The following is a 26,289-nucleotide window of genomic DNA, read 5'->3' on the forward strand; positions in this document are numbered from 1 at the left end:
GGCAATACCGGTGGCCCTGAGAGTGAATATCGAGTGGCGCTCAACCGCAATAATCAGTGGCGCTCACGACTCCAAATACTCACGTGACTACGGCACCAACCGGCTCCGACGGCCACCGATCCCGTGACCTCACGATTTTCAGTTGTATTCGCGGGGTCGATGGGTGCTCACGAGTGCTCGTTTGCCGCGTGATTCCGCGGTTGTTGTCATGGTTGGTCCCGGCTGGTTAAGGTTGGTTTCAGCGGAGCTACCGGCACGGAACCGGCCCGATCAGGGCCTAGAGATCAACTCTCGTCAGCATCGTCGATGTCGTCAGTATCGTCGATGTCGTCTGCATCCTCGGCCTCCTCAGCTCCCACGTCGTAGGGAAGATCGAATAGGTAGCTCGAAAGTGCGAGGGCTCGTGCCCGTCGATTGGCGAGGTCGGAGGCGGCTCGCGCCGCGGCTCGACCGTATCCCTTCGCCTGAGCTATATCAGTTGACGTCGCTGGATCCTTGACATAAGCGTCGACGGCCTCGGACATCCGCTTCAACTTCGAGGTAATCTCGGTGCGCTTGTCGCTGGAGAAAGGCAGCTCATCGACATGTTCCGCCAGAACGAGGAATAGCGAATAGAAATCTGTCTTCTTCTTCCACCGAAGATCCGTCGGCCACTCCAGGAGTTGGGTCAACTCACCAAGGACGGCTGAGAATTTGGACCTCGCTATCTCGCGGTCGGGGAACTCCGATTCGAAGGTGCGATAGAACTTGTCGAGCGTGGATTTCTTGTTCTGAAGCCCATAGAGGAGTGAGGTGGCGAGCTCGCTTACATACTCGATATCAAGCATGCGCCGAATGTCGTTGCCAGTGAAGACTCCGGAGGTGACCCAAAAGTCGTTGCTCGCGAGCTCCTCCATCGTCGTGATGAACTCACCCCAATAGGTGGAGTGTCGAAGCTCCTGTGCGTTTAGGGCAATGTTGTTCCGGTTCAGTCGGCCGAAGATGTCGCGAATTTCCGGGTCGCTCAACGCAGGCAGCTCCCGGACGACGAACTTGTACTGAAAGACCTGTCGTCGCTGGCCTTCGGTGAGATCATCAAAGTACGAGCCCGCCAGCGTCCCTGATTCTTCGCCAAGCGGAACATCTCCCTCGATAAACGCGAGGCATGCCCTAATGCGCTGCTGGCCGTCTACGACGACGTACTTCTCTTCGCCATCCGCATCGACTTCCGTTTGGAGGTAGAGCTCCGGGACTGGAAATCCGCGGAGTATCGTGTCCATGAGTGCGGCCTGCTGCTTCTCCTGCCATACCGGATTCCTCTGGTAAGGGGGTTTTAGCTCGAGCTCATCGGCTTTGTGTCGTTTCCAAAACCACGACACGGTGTGGTGGGTGGCTTCCAAGAATCGTTGCTTCGAGGGTTCGGGATTTGGCATATTTGTATGTTCCTTGATGGTCTACGGGATCTGGGGTTAGTCAGAGATAAGTTCGGAGCGAAGTCGGTCCACGCCGCGTTGTTGGTACTCGCGCAGGGAATCGAAGTCGCGATAGATCCGCGCTTTGACATCTCTATCCCGAGTGGGGTTAACGCGTGCCATGCGCCCGAGTGCTGCCATCCACTTCGGCCCAAACGATAGATGAGAGAGAACAGCGTCCGTTGCGATCGTGCCGTCGAAGATTAGCGATGTGCGATGATGGCGCCAGTGGTCGCGTAGCTCGCGTGCGGCATCTCCTCGCATCGCGCGGAGATTTCGCCATGCTTCATCAAAATGAGTGGGGCTTATGACGGCGACATCGATGTCGGACTCATCGTGGAAGGCGTGAAATCGCTTCTCCTCTCGAGGCGAGAGGCTGAAGCCCACGGCTCCACTGCCCACCACCACGATGCATAGGGGGTCAACATCGATCGAGCGACCAAGTACCGACTTCCAGGCGATGTACTGTTCGCGAGTTTCGAATACGTGCGGAAGACGATCAAGAACGTGCAGGCTTGTGAACGCGGCAGGATCGAGAGAGCGCATCGCATCCTGTAGTCGGCCGATACCCTCGGTCTGCTCGGTCATCGTTTAAGCCCCATCAGGGCACGTTAGCATCGTTGCTGCTGGCGCTTTCGTCGGCTTTGGTCGGGCTCTGGCTACTGCCGCCGAAATCGTGCTGTCTGCGCTGCCGAGGAGCGCCCGGACCGCAGCGGAGCGAGGACCGGACGCACCGCAGGCGGTGCAGTCGGCCGTTAGGCCGGCCTTGAACGAGTAAAGAAAGTTCTCACAGCTCGGGTTCGTCATGTCTTCACCGGGCCGAGAGGCGGGCGCATCAACGCCTCTAACGTCCGACGTGCAATCAACTGGAAGCAGCTACGCGCGAACCTGGACAGGGACGATCTGCGAATCCACGACTTGAGGCATACCCTCGCAACGATGCTGTTCGACGCCGGAGCTCCCGCGAACGACGTGCAGGCCATCCTCGGCCACTCCAGCATGCAGATGACCGAGCGCTACAGCCGCGCTCGCTCCGACGTCGCCAAGCGTGCTGCAGCCGCAATCGACTCGCTCTTCGAGTGAACTCGGCGCCCGTAACCCGGATGCGTACAGTCGTGTCATGAGCAAACGCGCGACGGGCCTCCTTGCCTTCGAGATCCAGATGGCGAGTACAGCTGCGATGCCTCGAAAACTGCAAGAAGAGATCGGTCGCGGGCTAAGCGAGTGTTCGCGGGTTCGGGCGGTCTGGCTTGCGGCCGAAGACGCCGGGACCAAGCTCGAACGGCGTCATGTGCAAGTCGCGCTTGCAGCAGACGTCAATGACGGAACAGACGTCGAACTGCTGTTGCATCTTGAGCGGAAGCATCGCGTGAAGCTGGCCGTGCTTCAGTGCTCGTCGGCCGGCGATCTCGTGCCTCATGAGATCGTGGACGAGCTCGGGCTCGATCAGAGGCGGAACAACCGGTGGGTTTCGGTCATGCGGACCGATTGGAATCGCGTTGAGGTGAACGAATCTTCGTGACCAGCGATAGTCTGTTCGGTTATGAAAAATCAGGCAGAGACGAACATCGTCGTTGATGGGGTCACGTATGAGCTCGCTCTCGTCGGTGAGCTCAGCGATGCGGAACGCGCCGAGCTTGGCTATCCACCCAGGGGGTCGAAGTGCTCCTGCCCGCGATGCTCGTGTGAGAACGAAGGCGATGTTGGCACCGTCGAGCACCCGATCTGCGGATGCTGCTTGGCAGACTGTCCCGACGTGCATCCCGACGCTGAAATCAACTCAAAATGACAGGCGACCGGCCCCAGACCGGCCCAAGCGCCTCTGACCGGCCCGTTGCGCAGTGCTCCGCTCGCCCGTCGTCCGAGAGTCGCAGGCTAGTTTCGTCTCGCAGAGCTCGCTCGACGGGCAGAAAGAAAAACGCCCCTCACCGGGGCAAAAGCAAAACCCCCGCCATGTAGAAGCTAGGCGAGGGTTTCTGGGACCGTTGTAACGACGGTCCTTGTGGCTCCGACGGGCGTCGATCCCGTGACCTCACGATTTTCAGTCGCTGACCGCGTGGCGCCGTCAGATCAGGCGGCGGAGTGCTTCTGCGAGGGAGATGCCCTGCGCGTCGGCGCGGTCGCGCAGGCGCGCGTGCTCGGCCGCGGTGAGGGAGACGGTGAGGTCGAGCGGGGCGGATGCCACGGGCTCGTCGAACCCGTCGAGAAGATCCGCGGGCTCGGCCCAGAGAGGTTCGGCATGGCCGGTGTCTCGGGCGGTACCGCTCTGCGCAGCCACCGGCATCGCGCCGGCGAGCACGGCGCCGCCGTCGCCTGCGCCCGCGAAACCGGGTCCGCGCCGGGGCTCCTGCTTCTGCTGATACGCCCGAGCGGCGGCGTTCGCGCGCTCGTCGGCGGCCTCGTTCAGCGGATGCCCGGCATGCCCCTTCACCCACGAGAACGACACGTCGCGGCCGCGCATGGCCTCGTCGATGCCCTCGAGCAGTTCCCGGTTCAGCACCGGCCCGCCGTCGGACTTGCGCCAGCCGCGGCGCTTCCACCCGGGCATCCACTTCGTCACGGAGTCGATCACGTACCGGCTGTCGCATTCGATCACGAGCTTCTCGTCGATGCCGGCGGTGGCGCGCAGCAGCTCGAGCACGGCCTGCAGCTCGCCCTGGTTGTTGGTGCCGTGCGGCGATCCGCCGGCGGCCCACCGCTGGTCGTCGATGTACCAGGCCCAGCCGTTCGGTCCGGGATTGCCGAGGGCGGAGCCGTCTGCCGCGGCGGTGATCGTCATCCCTCCACCGTACGACGTCCACGTCGCGCGCCCGCACTTGGTAGCGTCGGAGGATGTCCGGTTTTGCGCTCAAGGCCGTGATCATCGCGATCGTCATCGCGCTGCTCGCGGTGATCGTGTTGCGCGCGTTCCGGCGGGTCACGCCGGCGAAGGCGGTCGCCGCCGGACCGATTCGACAGCGGATGCCCGTGCTGTTCGCCCTGATCGGCGCCGTGCTGCTGGCAGCCGGATTCGTCATGGCGCTCGCGTCGTTCACCTCGCGGTACACCCACGACCTGCTGCCGATGCGGATCGCGTCGGTGGTGCTGTTCGTCGCGGGAGTGTGCACGCTGCTCGCGTACCGCAACTGGTACCTCGAGGTGGGAGCGGATGCTGTGCGCTACCGCACGGTGTTCGGGGGTACGAAGCGCATAGCCTATGGCGAGATCGCATCGTGCCGCACGGTGAATGTGCTGGGTCGCGAGCGGGTGGTGGTGCGCTCGCGCGACGGGCAGCGTCTCAGCGTCGACGCCCGGCGGTACGACATGTCGCGGGTGCTGGCGGCCGCCGGCTGACTCACATCGCGCGGAAGGTGAAGAACGCCTCGATGCCGCCGTGGTTGACGACGCCCTCGCCGGTTCCCCAGATGCGTGACGAGGTGGTGGCGCCGCTCTCGACGAAGGCGTAGCCGGTGTGCTCCAGCCGCCAGCCGAGCTTCTCGACCTCGCTCAGGAAGTAGCCCACGTGGTCGTCGCGCTGCATCCGGTTCTCGGCCGATCCCCACGAGGACGCCTGCCCGGTGAGGTGCGCGATGTCGATCTGCAGGTGCAGCAGCGCGTCACCGCGCCGTCGGGCGTCGAGGGCGAGCTGCAGCAGGCGCGAAGCCTCGTCGGGGGATGGCATGCGGCGAGCTTATCGTCGGGTCGCGCTACTCACCCTCGTTCTCGGCGGTGTCGGCCGCTTCCGGCGCGGGCGGAGCGACGGGGAACACGACCGTCGAATACTTCGCACCCAGGCCCACGTCCATCAGGTCGAGGTTCGGCGCCTCATCCAGGCGCTCGGTGGTGTCGGTCTCATTGAGCGGTTCGCCGGGCAGCGCAGCCCACGCGCTCGGCTCCTGCGGCTTCTGCGTGAACAGTCCCATGACTCCATTGTCACGCGTTCGGCGTGCGACGGGGGCCGAAGCAGGTCAGAAGTCCGCGATCACCAGCTTCTTCATATCGAGCATCCGTCCGTACGCTCCCGGCCGCTCCATCAGCTCGTTCATGTTCTCGGGCACGATCTGCCAGCTCACGCCGTACCGGTCGGTGAGCCAGCCGCACTGCTCCGCCGCGGGCACGGCCGAGAGCGCATCCCACAGCCGATCGATCTCAGCCTGGTCGCGGCAGTGCACCTCGAGTGAGACGCCCGGCGTGAAGGTGAACTCGTGCGCGACGTTCGAGTCCATCATCGAGAACCACTGCTCGCCGATGTGGAACTCGCCGAACATCACACTGCCGGATGCCGCCGTGCCCGTCTGCTCGGGGTATTCGACGACCATGCCGAGCGCGGCATCGTCGAACAGTGACGTGTACAGCTCGGCCGCTTCGCGCGCGCTGTCCTGCACATCACCGGCGAACATGATCTGCGGGATGACGAACGGTCGCGGGTCGCCGTCCGGGTCGGTGAGCATCAGCTGCCAACTGACGCCATAGCGGTCCTGCACCCAGCCGTAGTGCGGGCTGAACGGGTATTCGCCCAGCGGCATCAGCACCGAACCGCCGTCCGACAGCGCCGCCCAGGCCTTGTCGAGCCGGGCGCGGGCTGCGTCCGCATCGCCGTCGAACATCAGCGGGTCGAAGTTGAGCATGAACGAGATCATCGGGTTGGGCCGGAAGGTGTCGTCGGAGTTGATCATCGAGATCTGGAAACCGCGGACGGACAGGTCGATGACGAGCGGCTCGCCGACGAACTCCCGCTGCCACTCGGGCGCATCATCGGGATAGCGCATGGCGAGCTGAAAAGTGGTGTCGGGCAGCGTCGCACAGTAGAACGCGGCCGCCTGCTCGGCGTCGTGGTCGAACCACAGGTTGGGGATGATCTTCTGCGACATCTTCGTCTCCTTCGTCTCACTTCGTTCGCTCAGGAACCGGCGTGGGGTTTGCTCAGGAACCGGCGTGGGGTTTGCTCAGGATCCGGGGTCGGCGTCGCGCACGGCATCCACCAGCTCACGCCACGCACCCTGCAGGTGCGTGTCGGGCACCACCTGTTCCAGCTGCTGCGAGTGCAGTCGCGCGTGGATGCTCCAGACGTAGCGGTCGGCGCCCACGGTGTCGTCGTCGATGCGCTCATCCCACGGACAGCGCTCGACCAGCGCGATCCACTGCGGGGTCAGCTCGGGTGCGGGCTCCGCGCGCCAGCGTCGCCGCATCCCTGCGATCCCTCCGCTGCGCACGACGGCGATGACGATGCGATCCGGTTCCGCGTCGTCTGTGGCATCCGCCCCGTCAGCGGGGTTCTCGTACTCGTGCATCCTCGATCACTCCGACCGCGATCCACGCGTCGCGGACCGCCTGCTCCACGCTAACCCCGATGTCGCTCGCCGCGGTGAGCGTGCGCTCGGCGAACGCTGTGAATCCAGCATCCGACGGCAATCCGCTGGTCAGCGCGCGATACCAGGCCAGCCCCGCGCCTTCCCAAGCATGCCCGCCGACCGCGCGCGCCGCCAGCGCGAAAGCGCGGTTCGGGATGCCCGAGTTGATGTGCACGCCGCCGTTGTCCTCCGTGGTGTCGACGTAGTCGCGCATGTGCGCCGGCTGCGGGTCGCGGCCCAGCTCATCGTCGTCGTACGCGGTGCCGGGGTTCAGCATGTCGCGCAGCGCGCGTCCCTGCACGGCCTCGGTGAAGATGCCCTCGCCGACCAGCCAGCTCGCGTCGTCGGCGGTCTGACCCTTCAGATGCTGCTCGGTGAGCACGCCGAGCACGTCGGCGATCGACTCGTTCAGAGCCCCCGACTGCCCCTGGTACACCAGGCCCGAGGCGCTCTGGATGACGCCGTGTCCCAGCTCGTGCCCGATCACCGTCACCGAGCGGGTGAACCCGCTGAATACCTCGCCGTCGCCGTCGCCGAACACCATGCGTGAGCCGTCCCAGAAGGCGTTGTCGTAGTCGATGCCGTAGTGCACTGTGGCGTTGAGGGCGGCGCCGGCGTCATCGAGCGAGTTGCGCTCGAACGCGTCGAGCAGCAGCGCGAACGTGGCCCCGAGCCCGTCGAAGGCCTCGTTCACGGTGGCATCCGAGACCGGCGGGTCGTCTTCGCCGCGCACCATCACACCGGGCAGCCGCTCGGTGTTCTGGGCGTCGAAGATCGTGCGCGTCGGAGCGTCGGTCACCTCGGCGACGAGGGCGCCTGTGCCGTCGATCGAGAGCTCAAGCGTGGAGTGGTACGTCGGGCGCCCCGCGATCAGGGTCTGCCGTGCCGCCTGCGCGGCGTGTGCGTACCGCCCCGAGGTCGCCAGCCTGGCCAGCAGATAACCGGGCACGATGCCCTGATGACAAGATGCGGATGCCGCGACGCTGGTGCCCATGTGCTGACCTTACGCCGTGCATCCGACAGACCCCAGGGGCGCGGCGGATCGCGGCCGGATATGCCCAGGTTGGCCGCGTAGAATCGGCCCAATGACCGACGCGCCTTCCGGCATCGACCCCGATGATCTGGCCACCACCCTGCGGGTGCTCGGCGAACTCGATCGCGTCGATCAGCAGCATCCCGACTACGTCGCGGTCCGCCGCGCCACCGCCAACATGTTCAAGGCGGTCAAGCGCGCGCGTCGCAAGGAGATCCGCGACGCGATCGCCGAGGCCGACAAGGCCGTGGTCGCGCGCACCGCGACCGGCGCGCCCGACCGCATCGACGACGAGACCCGTGGCATCGACCTCGCCTCCAGCATCGACGCACCGAGCGCAGGCGAACTGCTCAAGCCGCGCAACTGCTACATCTGCAAGCAGCCGTACACGCTCGTCGACGCGTTCTACCACCAGCTCTGCCCCGAATGCGCGCGCTTCAGCCATGGCAAGCGCAACGCGCGCACCGACCTCACCGGTCGCCGGGCGCTGCTCACCGGCGGACGCGCGAAGATCGGCATGCACATCGCCCTGCGTCTGCTGCGCGACGGCGCGCACCTGACGATCACGACTCGCTTCCCGCGCGACGCGGTGCGCCGCTTCTCGTCGCTGCCGGACGCCGCCGACTGGCTGCACCGCCTGCGTGTGGTCGGCATCGACCTGCGCGATCCCGCGCAGGTGATCGGCCTGGCTGACTCGGTCGCGGCCCAGGGGCCGCTCGACATCCTCATCAACAACGCCGCGCAGACCGTGCGGCGATCGCCGGGTGCGTATTCACTGCTGGCGGATGCTGAACTGCAGCCCCTGCCGGACGGGCCGCTGCCCGAGATGGAGACGTTCGGGCACACCGCCGACCCGCATCCGCAGGCGCTGCAGGCTTCGGTGGACGCGCATCCGCTGCTCTCCGTCGCAGCCCTCGGCGGCACGGTCGCCGAGCAGGGCGGTCAGGCGCTGACCGCCGAGGATCTCGCCCGGCTCGCGATGGCTCCCGGTTCTTCATCGCTCGAGAAGCACGGCGACGGCACGGCGATCGACGCCGGCGGACTGGTGCCCGACGTGAACCGGGTCAACAGCTGGGTGCAGTCGGTCGACCAGGTCGACCCGCTCGAGATGCTCGAGGTGCAGCTGGCCAACACCACGGCCCCGTTCCTGCTGATCAGCCGACTTCGGGCATCCATGGCCGCGTCGAGCGCACGCCGCACCTACGTGGTCAACGTCTCGGCGATGGAGGGTCAGTTCTCGCGCCGGTACAAGGGCCCGGGGCATCCGCACACCAACATGGCCAAGGCCGCACTCAACATGCTCACTCGCACCAGCGCCGGCGAGATGCTCGAGACCGACGGCATTCTGATGACCGCCGTCGACACCGGCTGGATCACCGACGAGCGCCCGCACTACACGAAGGTGCGTCTGGCAGAGGAGGGCTTCCACGCCCCGCTGGATCTCGTCGACGGCGCCGCACGCGTGTACGACCCGATTGTGCAGGGCGAGGCCGGCGTCGACCTGTACGGCGTGTTCCTGAAGGACTACAAGCCGAATCCCTGGTGAGTTGGCGGGCAGGCTTCCGCCGGCGCGTCAGCTCTGAAGGAAGGCGCATGGCATTCTGGACGAGCTGGGACCGCCGCCCGCTTCGGCGGACTGAGAGAGGGCATCCGATCGTGCGCTTCGCCGCCTCCGACATCGTCGACCGCCTGCACGACGGGCTCATCGTGTCATGCCAGGCCTACCCCGGTGAGGCGATGCGCGATCCGAACACCATGGCGCAGGTCGCGCGAGCGGCCCTGGTGGGCGGCGCCGCGGGCATCCGAGTGCAGGGGATCGGCGACATCCGCGCCGTGTCCGACCTGCCCGTGCCGATCGTCGGCCTCTGGAAGGACGGCGACTCCGACGTCTTCATCACTCCGACCCTGCAGCACGCGACTGCCGTCGCCGACGCCGGCGCCGACATCGTCGCGATCGACGGAACCCGACGCATGCGTCCGGACGGACTCACCCTCGCCGAGACCATCGCAGGACTGCGCGCGCACTGCGACGCACTGATCATGGCCGACTGCGGCTCGCTGGAAGATGCCATCGCCGCTGAGGCTGCCGGTGCCGACATCATCGGCACGACTCTTTCGGGCTACACGGGGGAGCGGATGAGGACCGACGGACCAGACCTCGAGCTGATCGCGCTCGTCGCCGAGGCATGTGCGAAGCCCGTCGTCGCCGAAGGACGCATCCACACCCCTGCGCAGGCCGCCGCCGCGCGGGAGGCCGGCGCTTTCGCGGTGTGTGTCGGCACCGCGATCACGCACCCGTCGACCATCACGTCGTGGTTCGTCGGGGCGCTCGCCGAGTCAGCGTAGGCGAAGTAGGCGCCGCGCGGCGCATCAACTCTGAAGGACGATTGCACTTCTGGAGGATGCGCGGGGCTCGGGCATCCTCCAGAAGTGAGAACGTCCTTGAAACGCGGGTGTGTTCACAGCCGATCGACGCCGGTGACGGTGACGACGGCCTCGCCGGCCTCGTCGCATGCTGCCAGATCGACGCTCGCGGCGATGCCCCAATCGTGATCGCCGGCAGGGTCGTGCAGAATCTGGCGCACCTCCCAGACTTCGGGTCCATGCTCGATGAGCAGCAGCTGCGGGCTGCGGGCATCCGCATCGGTGAGGATCTCGTCGTGCTCGGCGAAGTAGGCGTCCAGGGCGGCGTCCCAGCCGTCAGCGCCGAAGTCGGCGTCGAGGGATGCCAGTGTCTCGACATCTTCGCGAGCGGCGAGCAGCACGCGGCGGAACATCTCGTTTCGCACCAGCACGCGAAACGCCCGAGTGTTGGCTGAGAGGCGCTTGGGCGCGGGCGGGACCACAGGCTCAGCATCCGGTCTGTCGTAGACGCCGTTGTCGACGCCCGCGACGAGCTCTTCCCACTCGTCGAGCAGGCTTGAGTCGACCTGGCGGACGAGCTCGCCCAGCCACTCGATCAGGTCGCGCAGCTCATCGGTCTTCAGGTGCTCGGGGATCGTCTGCGACGCCGCGCGGTAGGCATCCGAGAGGTACCGCAGCACGACGCCCTCGGAGCGCGCGACCTTGTAGTAGGCGACATATTCCCCGAACGACATGGCGCGTTCGTACATGTCGCGGACCACCGACTTCGGCCGCAGTTCGAAGTCGCGGATCCACGGCTGGGATGAGCTGAATGTCTCGAATGCGGCGCTCAGCAGCTCGTCGAGTGGCTTCGGATAGGTGATCTGCTCGAGCAGCTCCATCCGCTCGTCGTACTCGATGCCCTCTGCCTTCATCGCGGCGACCGCCTCGCCGCGGGCGAGGAACTCCTGCTGGCCGAGGATCGCGCGCGGATCATCCAGCGTCGCCTCGACGATCGAAATCATGTCGAGTGGGAAGGTCGCGTCCTCGGGGTCGAGCAGCTCGAAAGCCGCGAGGGCGAAGGGCGACAGCGGCTGATTCAGCGCGAAGTTCGGCTGCAGATCGACCGTGAGCCGGATGCCATCCGGGCCGTTCTCGACGACACCGGACTGCAGCAGCGTCCGGAAGATGCCGATCGCGCGAAGCGCCAGCAGTCGCTGCTTCGGCCGAGGCTCGTGATTGTCATATATCAGCGAGCGCATATTTCCGAACACGTCGCCACCGCGACCGATGACGTTCAGCATCATGGCGCTGGTGATCTGCATGTGCGAAGTCAGCGTCTCAGGTTCCGAGCCGACGAGCTTCTGGAACGACGGCTCACCCCACGACACGAAGCCGTCCGGCGCCTTCTTCCGGATGATCTTGCGCTTCTTCTTCGGGTCGTCGCCGGCCTTCTTCAGTGCTGCAAGGTTCTCGGACTCGTGCTCCGGAGCCTGGGCGACCACGGTGCCCGCGGTGTCGTAGCCGGCGCGTCCCGCCCGGCCCGCGATCTGATGGAACTCACGGGCGTTCAGCTGCCGCATCCGACTGCCGTCGAACTTCGTCAGCGCCGTGAGCAGCACGGTGCGGATCGGCACGTTGATCCCGACCCCGAGGGTGTCGGTGCCGCAGATCACCCGCAGCATTCCGCGCTGGGCGAGCTGCTCGACCAGGCGACGGTACTTCGGCAGCATCCCGGCGTGATGCACTCCGATGCCCATCCGCAGCAGGCGAGACAGTGTCTTGCCGAACGCGGTGGTGAAGCGGAATCCGCCGATCAGCTCGGCGATGGCATCCCGCTGCTCGCGGGTGGCGACCTTGGCGCTCGCGAGCGCCTGTGCGCGCTCCATCGCCGCGGCCTGCGAGAAATGCACGACGTACACCGGGGCCTGTCCGGTGCTCAGCAGATCGTCGATGGTCTCGTGGATCGGCGTCGTCTCGTAGTAGAAGTGCAGCGGCACGGGCCGCTCGACGCCGGTGACCACAGCCGTCTCGCGTCCGGTGCGGCGGGTGAGGTCGGATGCCAGTTCCGTGACATCCCCGAGCGTCGCTGACATGAGCACGAACTGCGCCTGCGGCAGCTCGAGCAGCGGCACCTGCCACGCCCACCCGCGGTCGGGGTCGCCGTAGAAGTGGAACTCGTCCATCACGACCTGGCCGACGTCGGCGGCGGGTCCTTCGCGCAGCGCGAGGTTCGCGAGGATCTCGGCGGTGCAGCAGATGATCGGCGCATCGGCGTTGACCGATGAGTCGCCCGTGATCATGCCCACGCTCTCCGCGCCGAACACGTCGACCAGTGCGAAGAACTTCTCGCTGACCAGCGCCTTGATCGGTGCCGTGTAGTACGAGCGCCGCCCGTCCGCGAGGGCGGCGAAGTGCGCTCCGACGGCGACCAGTGACTTTCCGGTGCCCGTCGGCGTCGACAGGATCAGGTTGTTGCCCGACACGATCTCGATGATCGACTCGTCCTGGGCCGGGTAGAGGCTGATGCCGGTCGACTCCGCCCATTCCACGAACGCGAGGTAGACGGCATCCGAATCGGCGCCGCGGAGGGGAGTGGGATCAAGCATGATCCTTCGATCCTTTCATCCCGGCGCGCCGCCACCGACCCTCAGAACCCGCAAGCGACCAGAATGGACGGGTGAGTTCTGATCTGGTCGCGGCCCTGCGGGCGATCGGCGAGGGCGCGGGCCCCGACCCGGAGCGATTGCGTTCCGCGCTGCCGAACGACCCGGCGGCGGCCGACGCGCTCGTCGAACTCGCGCATCGGGTCGAGGGGCTGCGGCAGCGCGGCGCCGAACTGCGCGCGGTGATGTCATCCGCCAAGGACCTGCTCTCGATCAGCGACGTCGAACTGCTGCTGCAGCGCATCGTCGATCGCGCGCACGAGCTCGTCGGCGTCGACATCGCCTACCTGTCGGTGTACGACGGCGCCAAGGACGAACTGTACGTGCGGGCCACCAGCGGCACCGTGTCGCCCCGCTTCCCGCAGATGGTGGTGCCTGCCGGAGTCGGGCTGGCGAGTCTGGCGGTGCGCACGCGGCATCCGCAATGGGTCGAGGACTACGCGCTGCTGACGTCGGTGCCGCACGACCCGACGATCGACGCGATCGTGGGCGAGGAGCAGCTGCGCTCGCTGCTCGGCGCGCCGCTCGTCGTCGGCGACGGGGTGCTCGGCGTGCTGTTCGCCGCGAGCCGTGAACCGCACACGTTCCGCCCCGAGGAGGTCTCGCTGCTGACGACGTTCGCCGGCCATGCCGCGCTCGTGCTGCACCAGGCCCAGCTGCTGCGCGAGGCGACGGATGCCACGGCCGAGTCGGCCGCGCATCAGCAGCGCTTGGAGTGGGCTGCGGCGCTGCACGGCGAACTGACCCGGCTCGTGCTGGAGGGCCGAGGGGCGGATGCCGTCGCCGGCGTCCTGGCCGATGCGCTCGGTCGCGAGGTGATGTTCGTGGATGCCGAGGGGCGCAGCGTCGCGCACACGGGCCCGGCAAGGCAGCTGCCCGGCAGCCAGATCCGCGCCGCGATCTCGAAGGTCGACGACAGCGGTGCGAGCGTGATGCTCGGCTCCGGACCGGTGGAGTTCGTCGCGCCGGTGGCCGGGTCGACGGGGCGGCACGGTGCTCTGCTGATCGCACGAGGTCGCGAGCCGCTCAGTGATGTGCAGCGGCGCACGATCGAGCGATCGGCGATCACCGCGGCGCTGCTGGTGGTGCGCCGCGATGCGCTGGACGACGCCGAGGAGAGGGTGCGCGGCGAGATCGCCGACGAGCTGTTCGTCGGCGGCGCGCTGGGGGCATCCGCGCTGCGCAGGGCGCGTACCCGCGGCTATCCGGTGGATCAGGCATGGGAGCTGGTGGTGATCGTGTGCGGTGCCGAGGACCGGCGCCGCCTGCGTAGTGCGCTGCGCGTGCGCCGGGACTGGCTGGTCGCGCTCGGCGCCGACGGCGTCGCCGTGCTCGCCCCCGGCGTCGATGCCGCCCGGCACGTGGTCGACGAGCTGGGTGAGGCGACGAGCGCGGTGTTCTCTCGGGGTGCGACGCTGGTGGATGCCCTGGCCGCTGCGTCCGCGACCTGGCGCTCCGCGCGCCTCGCCAGAGGCCTCGAGCTGCCTCCGGGCATCGTCGACGCCGTGACGCTCGCCCCGTACGATCTGCTGTTCGGCGACGACGGGCAGCGGCTGTCGGAATTCGTGGATGCCGAATTGCGCCCCCTGCGCGACTGGGAGCAGACCAGAGGAACGCCGCTGGTGGCGACCCTCGCGGCCCTGTTCGATCACCAGTGGTCGCTGGTGGCGGCCGCCAGAGCGCTGCACGTGCACCTGAACACCCTGAAGCAGCGGGTGCGGCGGCTCGAGTCGCTGCTGGGCGATGACCTGCAGCGACCGGAAGCGCGGTTCCGCCTCGAGCTGGCGGTGCGCATCGAGATCGCCCGGGGACTGGGCGGAATCTCGCCGATGCGGATCGTCGATCAGTAGCCGAATCGGACATGTCGCACGGCTGAACGGTGTGCGCACGAGACCTGTTCCCGCGTCCGGGTCGATGGTTCGCTGGCAACTTGGCCGTCGGGATCGCCCGAATCGACGTGCCAGGAAGGACAATGACGTGGCTACCACCTCCCGCCTCAGCGGTCTGCGCAACCTCACCGTCGACGAGCGACGCACCGCCGTCGCCGACGCGATCGACACGGCATCCGACGCGCTGGACGCGCTCGACCCGCGCTCCGGCGCGGGACTGAGCCTCGACCAGGCCGACCGCATGGTCGAGAACGTCATCGGCATGATCGGCATCCCCGTCGGCGTCGCCACGAACCTCATCCTCAACGGCCGCGAGGTGCTCGTGCCGATGGCGACGGAGGAGCCGAGCGTCGTCGCGGCGGCATCCAACATCTCGCGCATGTCGCGCAGCCGGGGCGGCATCACCGCCACCTCGTCCGAGCCGATCATGCAGGCGCAGGTGCAGCTGCTCGATGTCGCCGACCCGCACGGCGCCCGCGCCCGCATCCTCGAGCGCAAGGACGAGGTGCTCGCGCTCGCCAACGCGCAGGATCCGAAGCTGGTCGAGGTCGGCGGCGGCGCCCGCGACCTGATCGTGCGCACCGTGCACGGCCTGCTCGATGACCACCTGATCGTGCACCTCGTCGTGAACGTCGGCGATGCGATGGGCGCCAACGCCGTGAATACCATGGCCGAGGCCGTCGCACCGCTGCTGGCCGAGATCGCGCAGGGGCGCTCGCTGCTGCGCATCCTCACGAACCTCGCCGACATGCGCGTCACGCGCGCCCGCATCGTCATCGCCCCCGACGAGATCGGTGGACCCGAGGTGATCGACAACATGATCGCCGGCGCCGCACTCGCCTACGACGACCCGTACCGGGCGGCCACCCACAACAAGGGCATCATGAACGGCATCTCGGCCGTCGTGCTGGCCACCGGCAACGACACCCGCGCGGTCGAGGCGGGGGCGCACGCGTACGCCGCCCGCGACGGCCAGTATCGCGCGCTGTCGCGCTTCGAGAAGGACGCCGACGGCGACCTCGTGGCCACACTCGAGCTGCCGATGGCCGTCGGCCTCGTCGGCGGCGCCACCAAGTCGCATCCCGCTGCCCGCGCGGCGGTCGCGATGACCGAGGTGACCACGGCCCGCGAGCTGGGCGAGATCATCTGCGCCATCGGGCTCGCACAGAACGTCGCCGCCGTGCGCGCGCTCGCAGCTGAGGGCATCCAACGCGGGCACATGGGCCTGCACGCCCGCAACGTTGCCGTCGCTGCCGGTGCCACCGCCGCCGAGATCGACGAGGTCGCCGCACAGCTCGTCGCCCGAGGCACTGTGCGCGCGGACGTCGCAGAGACCGCGCTGGCCGAACTGCGCTCACGATGAGCACCACGCGGGAACTGGGCCTGCCGATGACGCAGACGGCCCCCGGAGTCGCCGTCGACACCGTGCAGGTCTGGGAGGTCGCACCCCGCGACGGACTGCAGGCCGAATCGACATCGCTCGACGTCGACACCAAGGTCGAGCTGATCGAGCGTCTGGCCGCCGCCGGTGCCGGAGTGATCGAGGTGGGCAGCTTCGTGCGCGCCGATCGCGTGCCGCAGATGGCCGGCTCGGCGGAGGTGCTGCAGCGCGTCGCGCACCTGGAGGCGCGCACGCCGGTGCTCGTGCCCAACGTGCGGGGCTACGATCTGGCGCGCGAGGCCGGCGCCGACGACATCGCCGTGTTCCTCAGCGTCACCGAGTCGTTCTCGCAGCAGAACCTCGGTGCGTCCCGTGAGCGCATGGAGCTGGCCGCGCGTGACGTGCTCGCCCGTGCGCGGGCCGACGGCGTGCGCGTGCGCGGATACCTGTCGATGGTGTTCGGCGACCCGTGGGAGGGCCACGTATCGGCATCCGACGTCCTTCGCCTCGCGCGCGACATGCGCTCGTGGGGCATCGAAGAGCTGTCTTTCGGCGACACCATCGGCGTCGCCACACCCGGCCAGGTGCGCACCCTCGTGCGCGCTCTGGTCGCGGAAGGGATCCCGGTCGAATCGATCGCCCTGCACATGCACGACACGTACGGCATGGCGGCAGCGAACGTCTACGCCGGGCTTGAGGAGGGGGTGCGCGTCTTCGACGCGGCAGCGGCGGGGGTCGGAGGCTGCCCGTTCGCGAAGTCGGCGACCGGCAACCTCGCCACCGACGACCTCGTCTGGATGCTGGAAGGGCTCGGCATCCGCACCGGCATCGACCTCGATGCCCTGAACGACACCAGCGTCTGGCTCAGCCGGGCACTGGGCAAGCCCACGACGTCACGAGTCGCAACGGCGCTGACCCGCTGAGAAAGGAACAACCCGTGCAACAACAGCAACGACTGCTGGAGGTGTGGGGAGATACGGTCGACAGCCGCCATCTGCTCGGCGCCATCGGCCTCGGAGCCGGCATCGCCGTGCCGGTGTATCTCGTCGCCGAGTGGGGCTTCGGCCAGCTCACCGGAGGGGATGCCATCGGGCGCTCCTACGCGCTGGTCACCGGCCTCGCCGCCTGTGTCATCGCGGCGGTGATCGCCGCGAACATCTTCAAGCCGAAGCGCGTCGTCACCATCGGCGAGTCCACGGCCGGGTCGCGTGAAGCGGCCATGGATGCCATCGAAGACGAACTGGGCCCGCTCGGCGATCCTGACGAACTCCCGGCAGCGGCGCTCGCCGAGGTCAAGGAGCTCGGGCTGTACGACGACCTCGTCGCCCAGCACCGCAAGAACCTGGCCCGGCAGAAGGAGCGCGACTGATGGAGGCGCTCCTCGAACCCACCCTCTGGGCCCTCGGCATGGCACTGATCGGCACCGTGGTCTTCGCCCTGATCGGTCTCGTCTCGGGAACCGACGAGACGGCGACCATCGCACCGCTGACCCTGCTGGTCATCCTGCTCGGCGTGCCGCCGGCAGGCGTGTTCGCGTTCTTCATGGCATCCATCGCCGCGAAGCACATCACACACGCCATCCCCACGACCCTTCTGGGGATCCCCGGTGACACGATGGCCGCGCCCCTGCTGCGCGACGCTCAGATGCTGCGCGAGCTCGGTGTGCCGCACATCGCGCTGCGCAAGGCGATCTCAGGTGGTGCGGTCGCCGCGGTGATCGCCGTGCCGATGGCCGTGCTCTTCGCCTGGGTCCTGACCCCCTTCTCGGATGCGATCAGCGCCGTCGCGCCGTGGCTGTTCCTGGCCGCCGCGCTGCTGATCGCCGTGCTGTCGAAGGGCCGGTGGGCGGCGCTGGTCGCCCTCATCCCGTTCGTGCTGATCGTCGTCGGGCTGCAGAACTTCGCCACCGGCATCCTGGGCAAGGGGCTGTCGATCAGCTTCTTCCTCGGCATCGCGATCGGTCCGCTCATCCTCGACCTGTTCCTGGCATCGAGCCCTGCCGGGCGGGCGACCCTCAAGCGCGATGCTCCGCGCGCGTTCGAGCTGGCGGCCGACGTGCGCACGTGGAAGGGACGCATGCCCAATCCGGTCGGCGTACTCGACCGTGGGCAGCTGGGCGGAACCGCCGGTGCCGCGGTGATCTCGAGCGCGACGTTCGTGTTCTCGCCTGTCGCGATGACCGTGCTGATGGGTGAGATGTTCGGTGGACGCATCAAGAACGGCTACCGGCGCCTGACGACGATGATGGCGGTCAAGAACGGCACGACCGAGTCGACCTACATCGCCGAGACGCTCATCCCGCTGATCGCGATCGGTCTGCCGCTGTCGCCGATGGCGGCCGGTCCCGCCAACCCGCTGTTCAACGCGCCGCCGGTCTTCACCATCGACGCCGAGACCGGTGAGACGAACAACCTGCACAACCTGCTCGACCCGTGGCAGTTCCTGGTCTTCGGTCTCGCTGCCGTTCTGATCGCGCTGATCATCACCTACCCGTTCGCGATGACCCAGGCGCACAGGGCTGCCGCCTGGATCATGAAGAAGGTGTCGCACGAGGCGATCATCGGCGCCTTCGCCGGGCTCATCGCCGTGATCTGCCTCTACGAGGGTGGAGTGATCGCTCTGCTCGTGGCCATCACCATCGGACTGGTCGGCGGACTGCTGAACAAGCTGTTCCACATGCACACCGGCGTTCAGTTCATGGGCTACTACGTCGCGGCACTCACCGTGCCAGCGATCGCGGGGCTGTTCGCGTAACAGCATCCGTCTCCCGGGCCCCGGACCGCGCACAGCGCGCCGTTCGGGGCCCGGCTCAGTCGTCGGTCAGCTCGCCGTGGATGCGGCGCAGGTCCTCCATGAGCGAGCCGACCAGGATCCAGTGATCGGATGCCGGCGGCCGCACCACCAGGGGGGCGGTGAGTGCCGGGATCGCCGAGGTCATCGGGGGCGCGTCCGGGGCATCCGACGCATCGGCGGCCAGCGTCTGCACCGCGAGCCGCACGTCGTGACCGGCGCGATGCAGCTGCTCGGCGATCGCCCGCACGGTCGGATCGTCGGCGAGCGCGTCGTCGTAGTGATCGAAGTACGCCCGCGTCATGCCGATCACCTGCGTCACGACGGGCGAGAGCCGCCCGTGCAGCTCGCGGATCCCGACCAGCTCGTCGCGATGCCGCGAGCGCCGCGGGTTCAGTGCCAGTGAGTCCTCGGCCGCTTTCAGCGATGTGTCGGCGGCATCCTTCATCGGGCGCAGCAGCCGCACCTGCAGCATCAGTTCGTGCAGCTGCGGTCCGGTGCGCACCGACGGCAGCGCGTCGGCGAGGCGGTCGAGGGATGCCGCGACCTCGCGACCCAGCAGCGTCACGTCGCGGCGTGCCGGGGCCGAGAGCACCGGCGGAACGACCACGATGTTCACGACGAAGCCGATCGCCGCGCCGATCAGCGTCTCGATGATCCGCTCCGCGGCATAGGCAGGGTTCGACGCGCCGAGCGCGAGCACCAGCAGTGCCGAGATCGCGACCTGGTTCGCGGTGCCCGTCGACGCCCGCAGCGCCCACGCGACCAGCATCGCCACGACCACCGCGGCCAGCACCACCCAGCCGTGCGACCCGAGCAGCAGGGTCAGCAGCACGGCGATGACGACGCCCACGATCACGCCCGCGCTGCGCTCGAGGGCCTTCGACAGCGACTGGTTGACGCTCGGCTGCACCACCAGCAGTGCGGCTATCGCCGCGAAGACGGGGAGCGGCCCCGGCAGCAGCCAGCCGGCGATCAGCCACGCGGCCACCGTGGCGGCGGCCGACTTCAGCACCTGCAGCAGCGGGGCCCGCTGCGCGGCTCGAACAGCGGATGCCAGGCGCATGACGACCACGCTAGTACCGGTTCTCGCCCGCCACAGACCCGCGAAACGGGAGCGGATGCAGGTCATCTGAACGTTTGCAGGTCGAAACACCGCAGAATCGACCTGCGTCCGTTCAAACTCCCTGCATTCGTTCCCGGCGTCGAGGCAGCGAGACGTAGAGGCGTCGAGAACTCGAGACATGGTTCGATAAGTGATGTGAATGACACCGAGCGGATGCTGCGCGCGCAGACCCGCGCCCTGTGGGCGACGCTGTGGTGCTTCGTGCTCGGCACGGTCGCCGGCACGGCCGCGCTGTGGGGAGCGCCCCGTCCTTTCGCCGGCGACGGTTCGGTCGTCGTCCCCACGGCGCTCGTCACCGGCGTGATCGCCGCCGGCGCCTTCGTCGTCAGCACTCTGATGCATCGCCGCAGTGAGACGAGGCGGATGCCGCGCTGGCAGACCATCGTCGCGCACCTGTCGGCCAGCGCCGTGATGATCGCCCTCGCCGGGGTGAGCGGATTCGGCGTGCTGCTCGCCGGTGAGGTGCTCGGCATCGGTCTGCAGGGTCTGGAACTCGCGCCGATCGGCGGCGGCCTGCTGGTGGGAGTCGCCGCAGCTGTCGCGGGCCGGCTGGCGTTCGACGCGGGGGTCGAGCTGCGCACCAGCGACATCGCCGCACTGCTGTTCGCGTTCCTGATCATCGGCACGCTGTTCGCGATGATCACCGCGTCGGATCCGACGTGGTGGCAGCGCAACTTCTCGCAGCTCGGCTCGGGTGGCGGCGGATGGGCGTTCAACGGGACGCTCGTCATCGCCGGAATGCTCGTCGCGACCACCGGGCTGTACATCGGCCGTGACCTGCACCGGCTGCGGGGGGATCGGATGCTGCGCCGCATCGCCGCGGTCGTGGTGGGCTGGCTGATCTCGGGCCTCGCGCTCGCCGCGGTCGGTCTGCTGCCGATCAACGTCTTCCCGAGTGCGCATGACGTGGTGGCGGTCTCGACGATGGCGCTGATCGTGGTCGCGGTGGTGCTGTCGGCGCGAGCCCTGCATGGCGGCCGGATGATGCGCGTGGTCACCGCCGTGCTCGTGGTGCTGGTGGCCGGTGCGGTACTGCTCACCGTGGTGCTGTCGGTGCTGACGGTGACGGCGCTGGAGAGCATCGTGATCGGCCTGGTGCTGGTGTGGATGACCACCTACGCCCGGGTGCTGGCGATCCTCGCACCGGCGGGTTCGCGCCCGTCACGGCAGCCCTCGCCGCTGCGCGCCGTGGCGCGCTGACGCCGATAACGGGTGTGTGACGGCGGATGACGGCCGCTTTTCCGCGCGGATCGAGCGTGTTAGGTTAGGCGAGGCTTACCACGACGTTCCCGTCGCGTGGAGCCACACCCCCGCCCAACGATCTGAAAGGGAAGCCTGTGCGCATTTCCCGCATTCTCGGCATCGGTGCCGCCGCCGTCCTGGCCGCCGGCCTCGTCGCCTGCGCTCCGTCCTCAGCATCCCCCGAGTCGGATGCCGAAGACACGGCATCCGGTGCGTTCCCCGTCACCATCGAGCACGTGTACGGCGAGACGACCATCAGCGAGAAGCCCGAGCGCGTGGCCGCCGTCGCGTGGGCGAACCACGAGGTTCCGCTGGCCCTGGGCATCGTGCCGGTCGGCATGAGCAAGGCCACCTGGGGCGACGACGACGGCGACGGCGTGCTGCCGTGGGTCGAGGACCAGCTCACCGAGCTGGGCGTCGACACCTCGCTGATCGGCGACGCCGAGGCCGAGAAGGCCGGTGACGTGCCCGTGCTGTTCGACGAGACCGACGGCATCGACTTCGAAGCCGTCGCCGACACCGCTCCCGACGTGATCCTGGCCGCATACTCGGGGCTGACCCAGGAGGAGTACGACACCCTCTCGAAGATCGCTCCCGTCGTCGCATACCCCGAGGTCGCCTGGGCCACCTCGCTCGAGGACATGATCGAGCTGAACTCCGCCGCGCTCGGCCTCGAGACCGAGGGTGACGCGCTGATCGTCGAGCTGCACACGCAGATCGACGCGGCGCTCGAGGAGAACAGCGCGCTCAAGGATTCCAAGGTGCTGTTCAGCTACCTCGACATGAACGATCTCAGCCAGATCGGCGTGTACACCAGCCACGACACCCGCCCCGGGTTCCTCGAGAGCGTCGGACTGCCGGCACCGTCGGTCGTCGCCGAGGCGACCGAGGGCACCGACGGCTTCTACGTGACCATCAGCTCGGAGCAGGCCGAGCGGTTCGAGGACGTCGACGTGTTCGTCACCTACGGTGACGACTCGACCATCGCCGCACTGCAGGCCGACCCGCTGCTGTCGAAGATCCCGGCGATCGCCGCCGGTCAGGTCGCCGTCCTGCAGGACAACACCCCGCTGGCAGCGTCGGCCAACCCGTCGCCGCTGTCGATCGGCTGGGGGATCGACGAGTACTTCGCTGCGCTCGCCGGTGCGCTCGACGGCCAGTGATCCGCAGCACCTGCTGACCGTCACCGCACTCCCATGACCGTGACCGCCGCACCACCCACCACGTCGGGCGCCGCAGACCTGCGGCGCCCGGCGCTGGTGCGCATCGGCTGGCTGCTCGTCGGGATCGTGGCGCTGGCACTGCTGTGCGTGCTGTCGGTGGCGTTCGGCTCACGCGCCGTCACCATCGACGACATCCTCGCCGCGCTCTCCGGGCACAGCGAAACCATCTCCCAGGCAGCCGTCACCAAGCGCATCCCGCGCACGGTGCTGGCCATCCTGGTCGGCGCCGCCCTCGCCCTCAGCGGTGCCACGATGCAGGCCGTCACCCGCAACCCGATCGCCGACCCTGGCATCCTCGGCGTCACGAACGGCGCCTCACTCGCGATCGTCCTCGGCATCGCCTTCGTCGGCATCACACAGCCGATCGCCTACATGGCCTTCGCGATCGCCGGCGCGGCGGTCGCGGCGGTATTCGTCTACATGGTCGGATCGCTCGGTCGCGGCGGTGCGACCCCGCTCAAGCTCGCGCTGGCCGGTGCGGCGACCTCGGCCGCGTTCGCCTCACTCATCAGCGCGATCATGCTGCCGCGCGTCGACATCCTCGGCAGCTTCCAGGCCTGGCAGGTAGGCGGGGTCGGCGGAGCCGACTGGTCGCGCATGGCGGCGTCGCTGCCCGTGCTCGCGGTCGGCGCGCTGATCTGCCTGGCCAGCGCGCGCGGCATGAACTCGCTCGCCCTCGGCGACGACATGGCCGCGGGACTCGGCGAGAACGTCGCCCGCACTCGGATGCTGTCGGCGCTGGGCGCCGTGATCCTCGCCGGCGTCGCCACCGCGCTCGCCGGCCCGATCGGCTTCGTCGGCCTGGTCGTACCGCACATGTGTCGGATGCTGATCGGCACCGACCACCGGTGGCTGCTGCCGTTCTCGGCGCTGGCCGGCGCGGCACTGCTGATCGCCAGCGACGTGATCGGCCGCGTGATCTCCCCGACCGAGGAGATCCAGGTCGGCATCGTCACCGCCGTGATCGGCGCGCCGCTGTTCATCTGGATCGTCCGCAGGCAGAAGGTGCGGGAACTGTGACCCTCGTCAGTGGCATCCCCTCTCCCGCCATCGCGGCGATCGCGGCGGGCCGCCGTCGTCGGCACCGACGTCACGCGACGGCGAGCATCGTGCTCGGCGTGCTCGTGGCCGTCGTGTTCGCCCTCTCGCTCACGATCGGCAACACCTTCTACACACCGAGCGAAGTGCTCGGCGTGCTGCTCGGCCAGCCGGTGCCCGGCGCGTCGTTCACGGTCGGCGAGCTGCGCCTGCCGCGCGCCATCACGGGTGCCCTCGCCGGGGTCTCGTTCGGCATCGCCGGCGTCACCTTCCAGACCATGCTGCGCAATCCGCTGGCATCCCCCGACATCATCGGCATCAGCACCGGCGCGAGCGCGGCGGCCGTGTTCGGCATCGTCGCCCTCTCGCTCTCGGATGCCGCAGTGTCGCTGTTCGCGCTCGCCGGGGCGCTGCTGACCGCACTGACCATCTACCTGCTCTCGTTCAAGGGCGGCTTCGCCGGCACACGGCTGATCCTGATCGGCATCGGCATCGCCGCCATGCTGCAGTCGGTCATCTCGTACCAGCTCTCCCGTGCGGCCGACTGGGACATCCAGGCCGCCATGCAGTGGCTGACCGGCAGCCTCAACAGCGCCAGCTGGGAGAAGCTGCCACCGCTGCTGCTGGCCTGCCTCATCATCGTGCCGGTGATGCTCTCGCGGCAGCGCAGTCTGAGCGTGCTGCGCCTGGGCGACGACTCGGCCGCAGGCCTGGGAGTGCGGGTGTCGGCGACCAGGCTCGCGCTCATCATCGGCGCCGTCGCACTGCTGGCATTCGCCACCGCGGCCGCGGGACCGATCGCCTTCGTCGCCTTCATGGCGGGACCGATCGCGGCGCGCATCACCGGGCCGGGCGCCAACCTGCTGGTGCCGTCGGCGCTGGTCGGCGCACTGCTCGTGCTCGTCGCCGACCTCGTCGGCCAGTTCGCGTTCGAGGGCCGCTATCCCGTGGGCGTCGTCACCGGCATCCTCGGAGCGCCGTACCTGATCTACCTGCTCATCCGCACCAACCGCACGGGAGGATCGCTGTGACCCAGCAGCACACGCTCACCGCCGATGGGCTCACCCTCGGCTACGGCGACCGCACGGTGATCGAAGACCTCGACCTGACCATTGCAACCGGCCGCATCACGGCGATCGTCGGCGCCAACGGCTGCGGCAAGTCGACGCTGCTGCGATCGCTGGCCCGGCTGCTGCGTCCGGCCAAGGGTGAGGTGCTGCTCGACGGCACGCCGGTGCGCAGCATGCACACCAAGCAGGTCGCCCGCGTCGTCGGGCTGCTGCCGCAGTCGCCGATCGCCCCCGAGGGCATCGCCGTCGCCGACCTGGTCGGCCGCGGGCGGCACCCGCACCAGAAGGCTCTCGCACGGTGGAACGCCCACGACTACGAGGTCGTCGCGGACGCCCTGGCCGTGACCGGCATCACCGATCTCGCCGATCGCAGCGTCGACGAGCTCTCGGGCGGGCAGCGCCAGCGGGTCTGGATCGCCATGGCGCTCGCGCAGGAGACCGACATCCTGCTGCTCGACGAGCCCACGACGTTCCTCGACGTCGCACACCAGGTCGAGGTGCTCGACCTGCTCACCGACCTGAGCCTGGCGCGCGGCACCACGATCGTGATGGTGCTGCACGACCTCAACCTGGCCGCTCGCTATGCCGACGAGCTGGTCGCGATGAAAGCGGGTCGCGTTCACGCCGTGGGCGCCCCGCAGCAGATCCTCACCAGTGAGCTGGTCGAGGACGTCTTCGGCATGGCGAACGTCGTCAGCGAGGATCCGGCTTCCGGCAAGCCGATGGTCACACCGATGGGAAGGCACCATGTCCACTGAAACCGCGTCCACCACCCGCACCCGCCCGTCGTACGTGCTCGCGCGCGCCGAGGTGCACGCGGTCGAGCGGGTCTCGCCCAGCTTCGTGCGCATCACCTTCGGCGGTGACGAGCTCGCCGAGTTCGGCACGCCGGGCGACGTGTACGACGCCCGCATCAAGATCGTGTTCCCGCCGGCATCCGGCATCCTCCCCCCGGTCGATCGCGCCGGCGACGACTGGTGGGGAGCGTACCTGGCGGTTCCCGAAGACCAGCGCGGATCGATGCGCACGTACTCGGTGCGCGAGCTGAAGGTCGACGGTGCGGCCACCGAGGTCGTCGTCGACTTCGTGCTGCACCTCGAGCCGGGACTGACCGGACCCGCCTCGCTGTGGGCGAGTGCCGCCGCCGTGGGCGACGAGGTGCTGATGGTCGGCCCGCGCCGCGACCGTGAGGACCGCAGCGGCATCGAGTACGACCCCGGCAGCGCCTCGCAGGTGTGCCTGGTCGGCGACGAGACCGCGGCGCCGGCGATCGCCCGCATACTGGAAGACGCCCCGCGCGACCTGCGCGGCATCGCGTTCATCGAGGTGCCGGACGCCGCGGACGCGCTTGCGATCCACGCGCCCGCCGGTGTCGAGGTGCACTGGCTGCCCCGCGGCGACGTCGCGCACGGGCTGCGCGTGATCCCGACGGTGCTCGACTACCTCGGCGACACCACCGGCGATGACATCGTCGTGCAGGACGCCGAGGGTGAGGACCTGGTGTGGGAGACGCCGGTGTACTCGGGCCTCGGCGAAGAGCTGACGACCGGTGGCTCGACCGACGCGGGTGATCGCTACTTCTGGATCGCCGGCGAGAGCGGTGTCGTCACCACCCTGCGCCGCCACCTGGTGAAGGATCTCGGCGTCGACCGCCGACAGGTCGCGTTCATGGGGTACTGGCGACGCGGCGTCGCCATGCGCGGCTGA

Annotated in this window: 25 protein-coding genes and 1 pseudogene; 16 read left to right on the plus strand and 10 right to left on the minus strand. The window is 68.2% G+C overall.

The genetic code is table 11. The annotated features are described in order from the left end of the window. Positions 1 to 284 precede the first annotated feature (284 nt). Together WDU99_RS15750 and WDU99_RS15755 are read right to left on the minus strand one after the other, a co-directional pair. Entirely contained in the window at positions 285 to 1,412 is a 1,128-nt protein-coding gene (locus WDU99_RS15750) for a GmrSD restriction endonuclease domain-containing protein (protein ID WP_337333416.1), read from the minus strand. A gap of 36 nt (positions 1,413 to 1,448) precedes the next feature. After that, on the minus strand, positions 1,449 to 2,039 hold the full coding sequence (locus WDU99_RS15755; RefSeq protein ID WP_337333417.1) for a hypothetical protein: 591 nt from the start codon (positions 2,037 to 2,039) through the stop codon (positions 1,449 to 1,451). 222 nt (positions 2,040 to 2,261) lie between these two features. Here WDU99_RS15755 and WDU99_RS15760 point away from each other — a divergent pair. Both WDU99_RS15760 and WDU99_RS15765 read left to right on the plus strand, forming a co-directional pair. Next, positions 2,262 to 2,534 (plus strand): annotated as a pseudogene (locus WDU99_RS15760) (tyrosine-type recombinase/integrase); the annotation flags it as partial. A 37-nt stretch (positions 2,535 to 2,571) separates the two neighbouring features. Beyond that, the gene (locus WDU99_RS15765; RefSeq protein WP_337333418.1) at positions 2,572 to 2,973 is read left to right on the plus strand and encodes a hypothetical protein; all 402 of its coding nucleotides are present in this window, start codon (positions 2,572 to 2,574) and stop codon (positions 2,971 to 2,973) included. Between the two features lie 543 nt (positions 2,974 to 3,516). On the opposite strand, the gene WDU99_RS15770 is transcribed toward WDU99_RS15765, so the two are convergent. Continuing rightward, the gene (locus tag WDU99_RS15770) at positions 3,517 to 4,230 is read right to left on the minus strand and encodes a ribonuclease H family protein (protein ID WP_337333419.1); all 714 of its coding nucleotides are present in this window, start codon (positions 4,228 to 4,230) and stop codon (positions 3,517 to 3,519) included. A gap of 53 nt (positions 4,231 to 4,283) precedes the next feature. On the opposite strand from WDU99_RS15770, the gene WDU99_RS15775 reads away from it, so the two are divergent. After that, positions 4,284 to 4,784 (plus strand): hypothetical protein, encoded by a 501-nt coding sequence (locus tag WDU99_RS15775; protein WP_337333420.1) that lies wholly within the window; start codon positions 4,284 to 4,286, stop codon positions 4,782 to 4,784. A gap of 1 nt (position 4,785) precedes the next feature. On the opposite strand, the gene WDU99_RS15780 is transcribed toward WDU99_RS15775, so the two are convergent. From WDU99_RS15780 to WDU99_RS15800, 5 genes are all read right to left on the minus strand, one after another. After that, complete coding sequence (locus tag WDU99_RS15780; RefSeq protein WP_337333421.1) at positions 4,786 to 5,112, minus strand: hypothetical protein; 327 nt, start codon at positions 5,110 to 5,112, stop codon at positions 4,786 to 4,788. A gap of 25 nt (positions 5,113 to 5,137) precedes the next feature. Further along, the gene (locus tag WDU99_RS15785; protein WP_337333422.1) at positions 5,138 to 5,353 is read right to left on the minus strand and encodes a hypothetical protein; all 216 of its coding nucleotides are present in this window, start codon (positions 5,351 to 5,353) and stop codon (positions 5,138 to 5,140) included. A gap of 45 nt (positions 5,354 to 5,398) precedes the next feature. Next, positions 5,399 to 6,301, minus strand: coding sequence for a VOC family protein (locus WDU99_RS15790; RefSeq protein WP_337333423.1), 903 nt, complete (start codon positions 6,299 to 6,301; stop codon positions 5,399 to 5,401). Between the two features lie 75 nt (positions 6,302 to 6,376). Then, positions 6,377 to 6,721, minus strand: a complete 345-nt coding sequence (locus tag WDU99_RS15795; protein ID WP_337333424.1) for a protealysin inhibitor emfourin — start codon at positions 6,719 to 6,721, stop codon at positions 6,377 to 6,379. Then, positions 6,696 to 7,775, minus strand: a complete 1,080-nt coding sequence (locus WDU99_RS15800) for a M4 family metallopeptidase (protein WP_337333425.1) — start codon at positions 7,773 to 7,775, stop codon at positions 6,696 to 6,698. Before WDU99_RS15800 ends, WDU99_RS15795 begins: the two co-directional genes overlap by 26 nt. Positions 7,776 to 7,866: 91 nt before the next feature. Here WDU99_RS15800 and WDU99_RS15805 point away from each other — a divergent pair, with 91 nt between their 5' ends. Further along, the gene (locus WDU99_RS15805) at positions 7,867 to 9,360 is read left to right on the plus strand and encodes an SDR family NAD(P)-dependent oxidoreductase (RefSeq protein WP_337333426.1); all 1,494 of its coding nucleotides are present in this window, start codon (positions 7,867 to 7,869) and stop codon (positions 9,358 to 9,360) included. 47 nt (positions 9,361 to 9,407) lie between these two features. Next, positions 9,408 to 10,160, plus strand: a complete 753-nt coding sequence (locus WDU99_RS15810; RefSeq protein WP_337333427.1) for an N-acetylmannosamine-6-phosphate 2-epimerase — start codon at positions 9,408 to 9,410, stop codon at positions 10,158 to 10,160. Between the two features lie 113 nt (positions 10,161 to 10,273). Here the strand turns inward: WDU99_RS15810 and WDU99_RS15815 are convergent, their stop codons facing one another. Then, a complete protein-coding gene (locus tag WDU99_RS15815; protein WP_337333428.1) occupies positions 10,274 to 12,766 on the minus strand; it encodes a DEAD/DEAH box helicase in 2,493 nt (830 codons plus the stop codon). Between the two features lie 71 nt (positions 12,767 to 12,837). On the opposite strand from WDU99_RS15815, the gene WDU99_RS15820 reads away from it, so the two are divergent. The 5 genes from WDU99_RS15820 (at position 12,838) to WDU99_RS15840 (ending at position 18,847) form a co-directional block, all read left to right on the plus strand. Beyond that, positions 12,838 to 14,673 (plus strand): helix-turn-helix domain-containing protein, encoded by a 1,836-nt coding sequence (locus tag WDU99_RS15820; protein WP_337333429.1) that lies wholly within the window; start codon positions 12,838 to 12,840, stop codon positions 14,671 to 14,673. Between the two features lie 127 nt (positions 14,674 to 14,800). Continuing rightward, positions 14,801 to 16,075 (plus strand): hydroxymethylglutaryl-CoA reductase, degradative, encoded by a 1,275-nt coding sequence (locus WDU99_RS15825; RefSeq protein WP_337333430.1) that lies wholly within the window; start codon positions 14,801 to 14,803, stop codon positions 16,073 to 16,075. Continuing rightward, entirely contained in the window at positions 16,072 to 17,016 is a 945-nt protein-coding gene (locus tag WDU99_RS15830; RefSeq protein WP_337333431.1) for a hydroxymethylglutaryl-CoA lyase, read from the plus strand. Before WDU99_RS15825 ends, WDU99_RS15830 begins: the two co-directional genes overlap by 4 nt. A gap of 14 nt (positions 17,017 to 17,030) precedes the next feature. Beyond that, a complete protein-coding gene (locus WDU99_RS15835) occupies positions 17,031 to 17,462 on the plus strand; it encodes a hypothetical protein (protein WP_337333432.1) in 432 nt (143 codons plus the stop codon). Beyond that, complete coding sequence (locus WDU99_RS15840) at positions 17,462 to 18,847, plus strand: tripartite tricarboxylate transporter permease (protein WP_337333433.1); 1,386 nt, start codon at positions 17,462 to 17,464, stop codon at positions 18,845 to 18,847. Before WDU99_RS15835 ends, WDU99_RS15840 begins: the two co-directional genes overlap by 1 nt. A 55-nt stretch (positions 18,848 to 18,902) precedes the next feature. On the opposite strand, the gene WDU99_RS15845 is transcribed toward WDU99_RS15840, so the two are convergent. Next, a complete protein-coding gene (locus tag WDU99_RS15845) occupies positions 18,903 to 19,949 on the minus strand; it encodes an FUSC family protein (protein ID WP_337333434.1) in 1,047 nt (348 codons plus the stop codon). Between the two features lie 195 nt (positions 19,950 to 20,144). Between WDU99_RS15845 and WDU99_RS15850 the strand changes: the two genes are divergently transcribed. The 6 genes from WDU99_RS15850 (at position 20,145) to WDU99_RS15875 (ending at position 26,289) form a co-directional block, all read left to right on the plus strand. Then, complete coding sequence (locus WDU99_RS15850) at positions 20,145 to 21,209, plus strand: DUF998 domain-containing protein (RefSeq protein ID WP_337333435.1); 1,065 nt, start codon at positions 20,145 to 20,147, stop codon at positions 21,207 to 21,209. A 137-nt stretch (positions 21,210 to 21,346) separates the two neighbouring features. Further along, positions 21,347 to 22,414 (plus strand): iron-siderophore ABC transporter substrate-binding protein, encoded by a 1,068-nt coding sequence (locus WDU99_RS15855; RefSeq protein ID WP_337333436.1) that lies wholly within the window; start codon positions 21,347 to 21,349, stop codon positions 22,412 to 22,414. Between the two features lie 33 nt (positions 22,415 to 22,447). Next, positions 22,448 to 23,494 (plus strand): FecCD family ABC transporter permease, encoded by a 1,047-nt coding sequence (locus WDU99_RS15860; protein ID WP_337333437.1) that lies wholly within the window; start codon positions 22,448 to 22,450, stop codon positions 23,492 to 23,494. Then, positions 23,491 to 24,543, plus strand: coding sequence for a FecCD family ABC transporter permease (locus WDU99_RS15865; protein ID WP_337333438.1), 1,053 nt, complete (start codon positions 23,491 to 23,493; stop codon positions 24,541 to 24,543). Before WDU99_RS15860 ends, WDU99_RS15865 begins: the two co-directional genes overlap by 4 nt. Continuing rightward, positions 24,540 to 25,340, plus strand: a complete 801-nt coding sequence (locus tag WDU99_RS15870; RefSeq protein WP_337333439.1) for an ABC transporter ATP-binding protein — start codon at positions 24,540 to 24,542, stop codon at positions 25,338 to 25,340. Before WDU99_RS15865 ends, WDU99_RS15870 begins: the two co-directional genes overlap by 4 nt. After that, on the plus strand, positions 25,330 to 26,289 hold the full coding sequence (locus WDU99_RS15875) for a siderophore-interacting protein (protein ID WP_337333440.1): 960 nt from the start codon (positions 25,330 to 25,332) through the stop codon (positions 26,287 to 26,289). Before WDU99_RS15870 ends, WDU99_RS15875 begins: the two co-directional genes overlap by 11 nt.

This window comes from Microbacterium bandirmense (assembly GCF_037204185.1).
Taxonomy (GTDB): domain Bacteria; phylum Actinomycetota; class Actinomycetes; order Actinomycetales; family Microbacteriaceae; genus Microbacterium; species Microbacterium bandirmense.